Raw genomic sequence first — 2,298 nt, forward strand, 5'->3', positions numbered from 1 at the left:
GGCGAAGGCGGCGCCGGCGCCCAGCCGCAGTGCAGCGCGGCGTGACAGAGACGAGTCAGTCGACATGGCGGCGTCAGTTGAAGGCGAGCCAGCTGGGCAGGGCGCGTTCCTTCGAGTCGCAGAGCACGGCGTAGGTGTCGCAGCTGCCACGGGGAACCCCTGCGCCGGTCCACATTCCGCCGGTGTCGCGGCGGAGGACGATCGCCGACGACCCGCCGCCGTCGAGCAGCACGGCGCTCTCGGCGCCGAGGCCGCGGAAGAGATCCTGCATGTTGTCCGGCGTGTAGCTGCCGCCCTGGAACACGTACAGCTGGTCGCTCTGGCGGTTGTAGGCGATGGCCGTGCGGGCCGCGCTGGGTCCGCCGTCGTTGAGTTGGCCCGTCTCGCCGGGGCCGAGCAGTCCGATGCCTGCGACCGCGACGAACCGGGTCCCGCCGTCGACCAGCTTGGTGATCTCCGGGGTGGCGGCGTCGTAGTCGTTGTCGCCCTTCGGCATCACCACGTAGGGGGCGCCGCCGACGGGGAGGATCATCGTCGCCAGCGCCGACCAGTGCTCGTTGCCGCCCGACAGTCCCTGCTTGCCTGCGTAGGCCACCGTGCCGGTGACGGCGGCGTTGGCGCGGCCCTGCCCGCGGGTGTTGTCGACGTAGGCGCCCAGTGGCGAACTGCAGTTGGTGTCCCGCCAGGAGCCGCCCTTCTGGCCGCGGACGTCGAAGAAGTTGGCGTTGATCGCGATGGTCGGCCGGCCGAGCGCCTGCCATGCCTGCAGCGGCGGATAGGTCTCCGAGGCCTGCCAGAGCCCCTCGCCGGTGCGTGCCCGGGGATCGCGCTCACAGCGTGACTGATATCCGGAGTGCGAGTCGACGAGCAGGCGGGGGGTGAGGCGGCCTGCGGCGTTCTTGATCGTCATCAGGTGCCCGCCGTTGTTCAGCGTGTACTCCCGGCCGTCGGCGCTGCGGAACGGCGCGGCGAACTGGCCGCCGAAGTTGTACACCAGGTAGGCGCCCTTGGTGTTGGCGATCGCGCCGAGCAGCATTTCGCGGGCGTCAGCGGCCCGGGCTATCGGCCCGCCCAGCGTCGCCAGCGCGGCACAGAGTGCGAGCACGGCGGCACCCGCCGTCCATCGCCGCATCAGTGCTGCTGGGGCTGTCATGACTGGCCTCTCGTCGCGGATACCAGCACACAACACTAATCACGGCAGCAACACTGTCAACTTGCGTAACAGCTACATCACGATGCGCTAACACGCGAATGTCGCTTTGGCGGCAAGCCTTTGCCGAACGCACACGAAGGTGTGCGATTAGACGGAAGGCATCCGGGAAACACCGCTTCCGTGACGGCGCCACCCGGTGTCGCTGACAAAGGAGTGCGAAATGTTCTGGACAATCATCTCCGCGATCATCGGAGGCCTGATCATCGGCGCACTGGCGCGCCTGGTCATGCCCGGCAAGCAGAACATCGGCGTGATCATGACGATCGTGCTCGGCATCCTGGGGTCGTTCATCGGCTCGTGGGCCTGTTACAACCTGTTCGGCTATCAGAACTCGAGCGGCGGCTGGGCCGTCATCCCGTTCCTGGTCGGCATCATCGTGGCGGCCATCCTCATCGCGGTCTACCTGGGCATCACCGGGCGCAAGACCCGAGGCACCACGGTTCGCTGATCAACGGCCGGGCGGAGCCAACCGGTAAACCGCATCGGCATAGTCATCACTGATGTAGACGGCGCCGTCCGGTCCCGCGACTGCGGCGACCGGGCGGCCCCACCGTGACCCGTCCTCGGACTGGAAACCACCGACAAGGGTCTGCTGGTCACCCAACCCGCCGTCGCGCCAGGGGTAGAACGACACCTCCGGCGCGCGCGGCGGGTCTGCGTTCCACGACCCGTGGATGCCGACCAGCGCCCCGGCCGAATACGGGTCCGGCAGCGTGCCCTCGGTGAAGCTGAGGCCGAGCGGCGCCGAATGTGCGCCGAAGCTCTGCTCGACCGGCGGTAGCGCCGCGCAGTCCATGTTCGCGCCGTCGGGATTGGTCTGCACGTCGCGGATGAACGGCAGATTCGCCGGCCCGCCGTCCGGATTGCAGTAGGGCCACCCGAGCTCGCGGCCGGGAGTGAGTTTCGCGAGCTGCTCGCGCGGATGGTCGGAGACGTAGTCGGGAAGGACCTTGCCGTAGTCCGGGCCGGGCTCGGGGAACGCGACGTTGTCGCGCCCGTTGTTCGCTGTCCACAGCGAGCCGTCGGGCGCGACGGCCAGGCCGGTGCCGTTGCGGACGCCGGTCGCGAACGGCTCGGCGGGCCCG

General features: G+C 69.0%; 3 protein-coding genes. 1 reads left to right on the forward strand and 2 read right to left on the reverse strand.

Annotated elements, in window-relative coordinates; genetic code table 11:
- Positions 1-73: 73 nt before the first annotated feature.
- Positions 74-1,153 carry a phosphodiester glycosidase family protein gene (locus Q2100_RS29830; RefSeq protein ID WP_302916926.1) on the reverse strand — a complete coding sequence of 360 codons (1,080 nt, stop codon included), beginning with the start codon at positions 1,151-1,153 and terminating at the stop codon, positions 74-76.
- A 220-nt stretch (positions 1,154-1,373) separates the two neighbouring features.
- On the opposite strand from Q2100_RS29830, the gene Q2100_RS29835 reads away from it, so the two are divergent.
- Positions 1,374-1,661: a GlsB/YeaQ/YmgE family stress response membrane protein gene (locus Q2100_RS29835; RefSeq protein WP_264014591.1), complete on the forward strand. Its 288-nt coding sequence runs from the start codon at positions 1,374-1,376 to the stop codon at positions 1,659-1,661.
- On the opposite strand, the gene Q2100_RS29840 is transcribed toward Q2100_RS29835, so the two are convergent.
- The coding region (locus Q2100_RS29840; protein ID WP_407667721.1) for a PQQ-dependent sugar dehydrogenase at positions 1,662-2,298 on the reverse strand (637 nt) is incomplete at its 5' end.

It is taken from the genome of Mycolicibacterium arseniciresistens, assembly GCF_030519285.1.
Taxonomy (GTDB): Bacteria; Actinomycetota; Actinomycetes; order Mycobacteriales; family Mycobacteriaceae; genus Mycobacterium; species Mycobacterium arseniciresistens.

Bases quoted from the DNA above. Each gene is read 5' to 3' on its own strand.
- Q2100_RS29830 (WP_302916926.1), bottom strand. From the start codon at position 1,153: ATGACAGCCCCAGCAGCACTGATGCGGCGATGGACGGCGGGTGCCGCC.
- Q2100_RS29835 (WP_264014591.1), top strand. From the start codon at position 1,374: ATGTTCTGGACAATCATCTCCGCGATCATCGGAGGCCTGATCATCGGC.